This window comes from Nosocomiicoccus massiliensis, from assembly GCF_000438455.1.
Lineage (GTDB): Bacteria > Bacillota > Bacilli > Staphylococcales > Salinicoccaceae > Nosocomiicoccus > Nosocomiicoccus massiliensis.
The window spans coordinates 1-4,759 of sequence record NZ_CAVG010000071.1 but is presented as its reverse complement, the minus strand read 5'-3'; the positions used below and the strand labels follow the sequence as shown (position 1 = coordinate 4,759).

General features: G+C 31.3%; 7 protein-coding genes. All 7 read left to right on the top strand.

The features are described from left to right. Positions 1–143 precede the first annotated feature (143 nt). Positions 144–1,406 carry a P-loop NTPase family protein gene (locus tag TJ68_RS03460; RefSeq protein ID WP_052327283.1) on the top strand — a complete coding sequence of 421 codons (1,263 nt, stop codon included), beginning with the start codon at positions 144–146 and terminating at the stop codon, positions 1,404–1,406. Next, entirely contained in the window at positions 1,384–1,959 is a 576-nt protein-coding gene (locus TJ68_RS08110) for an ATP-binding protein (RefSeq protein WP_052327282.1), read from the top strand. The genes TJ68_RS03460 and TJ68_RS08110 overlap by 23 nt, the downstream gene beginning before the upstream one ends. Positions 1,960–2,209: 250 nt before the next feature. Next, complete coding sequence (locus TJ68_RS03455; protein WP_040928757.1) at positions 2,210–2,491, top strand: hypothetical protein; 282 nt, start codon at positions 2,210–2,212, stop codon at positions 2,489–2,491. A 173-nt stretch (positions 2,492–2,664) separates the two neighbouring features. Next, positions 2,665–2,877: a hypothetical protein gene (locus TJ68_RS03450; protein WP_040928756.1), complete on the top strand. Its 213-nt coding sequence runs from the start codon at positions 2,665–2,667 to the stop codon at positions 2,875–2,877. Between the two features lie 20 nt (positions 2,878–2,897). Further along, positions 2,898–3,335 (top strand): single-stranded DNA-binding protein, encoded by a 438-nt coding sequence (gene ssb, locus TJ68_RS03445; protein ID WP_040928755.1) that lies wholly within the window; start codon positions 2,898–2,900, stop codon positions 3,333–3,335. A gap of 193 nt (positions 3,336–3,528) precedes the next feature. Beyond that, complete coding sequence (locus tag TJ68_RS08105; protein WP_162138449.1) at positions 3,529–4,461, top strand: lysozyme family protein; 933 nt, start codon at positions 3,529–3,531, stop codon at positions 4,459–4,461. Positions 4,462–4,472: 11 nt separating this feature from the next. Continuing rightward, positions 4,473–4,649, top strand: a complete 177-nt coding sequence (locus tag TJ68_RS08375; RefSeq protein WP_155974672.1) for a hypothetical protein — start codon at positions 4,473–4,475, stop codon at positions 4,647–4,649. Positions 4,650–4,759: the final 110 nt, after the last annotated feature.

The window sequence follows — 4,759 nt, the reverse complement described above, 5'->3', positions numbered from 1 at the left end:
GAGTAGTATATGTTAAGTATATTTAATAAAAACAAACAGAAACAGTAAAGAAGAAACCAGAACACTACGCATTAGATGGTTATGACTTAGATTTTATCGCTCGTATACAGCCACAAGGTGGTATTAAGTTTAAAGAAAGATATGTGGAGAACGGAATCGGTTATCAAGGATGTATCTTACTATATGATTTTCCTAATGATGTGACAGGTCATTGGTTAAATTCCATCATTAATATGGAGGGAACGATTGGTATTGTCGATTATGGAACAGAAGATAATGCAGAAGTAATGAATACACTAAATCGTTCTGTTAGAGAGCAACATTCACGTATTTTAGAATCTAAAAATGCGTTATCGAGAAATGAATATCAAAATACTTATCGAAACCTTATGGATATTGGGGAAGCGATTAATCAATATGGTGAAGTTATTAAAAATATGAATATACGTTTATATATTACAGGATCATCACAAGTTGACTTAGATAAAAAGGTCGCTAAAATCCGTAAAGAATTGCAGTCCAAAGGTTTTAAGGGTCAGATGATGATGTTCGAATCAAAAGATAACTATTTATGTATGGCATATAATTTAACAGAACAGAAAAAACAGTTATCTTACTACAGAAAAGGAAAAGCGAATGTTCCAGCTTCAACAGCAGGGGCAAGTTATTATATGAACCACACAGAGCTAATGGATCCAAATGGAGCTTATTTAGGAACAACGATGACAGATGGAACTGTTCTTCTTGATATGTTCCAAGCAGATAGTAAACGTACGTATTATAACTCAATTATCTTTGGTGCGATGGGTAAAGGTAAATCTACGCTCATGAAGATGTTATTTGAGGATCAAAACGCTAGAGGACATATGATTAGAGGTTTCGACATTGCAGGTGACTTTAGAGAAGTTGTACGTTACAACGGTGGTCAGATGATTTCTTTAAGTGGTAGTGGAGGAATCATTAATATGTTAGAAGTGTTCGCTACAGCAACAACCGAAACAGAAGATGATCACCAAGAACTAATCGTTGATGAAAAAGCATCATTTTCAGCTCACTTATCTAAATTAAAAATGCAATTAAAAATATTAAATTCAGATTTATCTGAAACAGACTTAACAGATTATGCAAACTGGTTAAGAGAATTTTATATTGAATTTGGTCTACTACCAAGCTCAATTGAAGAAGATTATAAAATAACAGGACTAGATCCAAAACAATATCCTGTCTTAAGTGACTTACTTTCATTTTTAGAAAGTAAAGATACAGAGGGATATTCGATTGAAAAAAACCGAACTTTAGAAAAAGTCATATCCACAATTAAAGAAATGGTAGAGCAAAACGGTAATTTATTTAACGGACATACAACAATCCCAGACATATTATATGAACCAATCGTGTTTTTTTGATATTAAAGGTTTAATGGACTATGGGTTACCAATTTTCCAGACACAAATTTATACAGCAATTTCTATGATCTGGTCACATGCTCTCTATCATGGACAACAAAGTAAGAAACAAATTGAAAATCCAGAAATTGATAATGATACAGTACAACGATTTATGGTGTTTATTGACGAGTGTCATAATATTATTAACGCCAACAACAGAGAGGTTGTTCAATTTACAAAAAACTTTATGAAAGAAATGCGTAAATACATGGCAGGTATTCAATTAGCAACACAGTCACCACAAGAATTATTACCAGACGGAAACGAATTAATTGTAAATGACTTAAAACAGATTTTTGAGTTAACGCAATACAAATTCTTATTAGGAATGGATCAGTCAACATTAGATAAATTAGAAGACGTGCTAGGGGACACAATCAAAGAATCGGAATATGAATTAATCCCTAATTTAGAGCGTGGACAAGCCATATTATCAATATCTGGAGATTCAATCGTATTTAATGTAATGCCAACACAAGAACAATTAGATCGCTTTGAGGGTGGGCTATAAAGGCATGGAAGAAACGCTGATCGCGTTTCTTTTATCCGTTCGTTTCACTCACTCTTATTTTTCGTGTTCCGACTGATATTTATTTACTTTGCATACTAGCATCTCTTCACTTATATATTGCAAGTCCAAGCACTACGTGTGCTAAAGCAGGCTTGCAATATCGTTTCGAGATGCTCTAGACGTATGCGTAAATAAAATATCATCTACACACTCAAAATAATAAGAGTGGTAGAAAAAAGGGGTAATTAAAATGAATATCTTAAATCAAGAACTGTTTTACCAGCCAACAAATGAAACTAGCGACTTAGAATTATTTATGAATTGTGTTCGATTAGTTCAAGAATTAAAGGTTGAATATAACTTAACAGACAATGAAGTAAAAAATAAAGCTGAAATTTTATTCGATTATTATAATGAGAAAGTTTATCAAGAATATGGTGTTAGAATTTTTGAAAATGACCCATATCTTGAAGTAAGTAATGTTACAACTTTTGAACTATTATCAGCTAATTACTGGTTCGTTTTTAATTAATAAAAATAAATTTAGCTATAGCGTAGCTGACTTAAAAACAGATGAAGATTGGGCAGATTTTAACAGTGATACAAACTTAGACGATGTTGTAGTAGTAATAGTGAGGTAAATATGAGTAATGAAGATTTTTTTGAAAAGCTGAAAAAACTATAATATTAGTAAGGAGTTTTAATGTGGAAAAATTTTTATACGAAGCAAAAAGAATAACAGATGGTAAGTATGTAACAGGAGCATTATTACATGTGCCTGATAGTCCATTCACATATATAGCAACGGAAGAAGCAATGAATAATATGTGTGTCGATGAACTAGATGAAGGAAAAACTACTGGTTTGAAACTTACAAGAGTTATGATTAATTCAGTAAAACCTTATAGAATAAAATAAATTTGAAAGTAGGAAAATAAATGTTTAACAATTTTAGTTTATCTGGAAGAATTGCAAAAGAAATTAGAGTTTTTGAAAATGAAAAAAATAGAGTAGGAGTGTTTACATTAGCAGTACAAAGACCATTTAAAAATAAGGAGGATGAGTACGAAACAGATTTCATTAGAATAGTAGTATTTAATTACAACGTGGAGATTTTAGAAAAATATACCGATAAAGGCAGTTTAATTGGTGTAGAGGGAAGAGTACAAACAAGTAGTTACGTTAATAAAGATGGAGAGAAAGTATATACCACTGAAATTGTAGGTAAACGAATTATCTTATTAGAAACAAAAGAACAAAGAGAAAAAAGAAAGGAAAATAAAGAATTAGAAAAAGTAGATAGTTATTCAGAAGATGAAAATGATTCATACGACAACTATCTAACAAACATTCAAGATGACGATTTACCGTTCTAAATATTACAAGCACTTATTTTAAAAATAAGTGCTTTTTTTATTGTAAGGGGTGTGACTATGGCAAAAGAAAAAAGTTTAGTACGAAAGCAATTAGAAAAAAACTAAAAAGAAAATTGCTTTATGGATTACGGGAACAATTGGAGTAACTGGTGGTGCAATTTTAATTGGTATGTTCATGCTTTTGTTAATAATCATGGCATTTCTACCAATTTTTGGTGCACTCAGTGCTGATGAAGAAGAAAAAGCCCAAGCTCAAACTCTTGTCGGGGCTAATTTACCACCAGAGGTTTTAAAATATAAAGATGATGTATTAGCTGAGATGAAAGTACAAGGTTTAAAAGATTTTCATTTAGATATTTTATTAGCCATTATGGCACAAGAATCAGGTGGACGAGTTACAGATGTATTTCAGGCATCCGAATCGTTAGGAAAACCACCTAACTCTATTAGTACAAGTGAATCTATTAAGCAAGGTGTAAAGTATTATGGAGAATTAGTAAAAGCTGTAGGTATGACAGAAAAATTTGATTTAGATCAAACAAAACTTATTTTACAGTCATACAACTTTGGGTCTGGTTTTATTGATTATGCAAAACGTATGAATGATGGTAAGTATTCTAAACAACTTGCAAAAAATTTTTCTGCTACACAAGCAAGTAATTTAGGTTGGAGTTCTTATGGTGACGTTAACTATGTAGAGAATGTTATGAAATATTTTAATACTGGTAATTCAAGTATTGAATCATTGACAGGAAATTTTAAATCACCAAATACAAGTAGTTATTCTAACAGTTATTTAACTGGACACTGTACATGGTATGTTGCTGGTAGACGTAATGAGTTGGGTGCAGGTTTACCAAGCAACTTAGGAGATGCATGGATGTGGGTTGGTAACGCAAAATCACAAGGTATTAAAGTAAATAATACGCCTAAAGCAGGTACGGCTGTTGTGTGGCAAAGAAATCAATATGGAGCTGACAGTTATTATGGTCACGTTGGTTTTGTCGAAGAAGTTAAATCTAACGGAGATATTATTGTTTCTGAAATGAACGTTGTAGGATTGAATGTTTTAAGTTATAGAACGATCCCAGCGAGCCAAGCAAACAATTTATCTTATGTATATTAGGAGGAAATTATATGAATAATAAAAAGGTTTTGTTTTTTATTGTAGGAGTGGTTTTAGTTTTTACCGTTCCTTTTTTCTTACTGAACAAAAATATAAAAAGTTTACAGGTAGAAAACAAACATTTAAAGGATGAGTTAAATATTTTAGAAAAGAAAACAAAGTATGGAAAAAGATATAGAAGTAGTTGAGGTTGAAAAAGAAGATAATGATGAATCGGAACAAAGCACAGTAAACGACAATGAAATGATTGAAGATTTTTCTTTAGTATTTGTAAATTTAATGTTTAATCGTTTAAACA

What these genes read in the sequence shown, in the direction of transcription:
- TJ68_RS08110 (WP_052327282.1), top strand. Translation starts at nt 1,384, where the DNA reads ATGAACCAATCGTGTTTTTTTGATATTAAAGGTTTAATGGACTATGGG.
- TJ68_RS03455 (WP_040928757.1), top strand. Translation starts at nt 2,210, where the DNA reads ATGAATATCTTAAATCAAGAACTGTTTTACCAGCCAACAAATGAAACT.
- ssb (WP_040928755.1), top strand. Translation starts at nt 2,898, where the DNA reads ATGTTTAACAATTTTAGTTTATCTGGAAGAATTGCAAAAGAAATTAGA.
- TJ68_RS08105 (WP_162138449.1), top strand. Translation starts at nt 3,529, where the DNA reads ATGGCATTTCTACCAATTTTTGGTGCACTCAGTGCTGATGAAGAAGAA.
- TJ68_RS08375 (WP_155974672.1), top strand. Translation starts at nt 4,473, where the DNA reads ATGAATAATAAAAAGGTTTTGTTTTTTATTGTAGGAGTGGTTTTAGTT.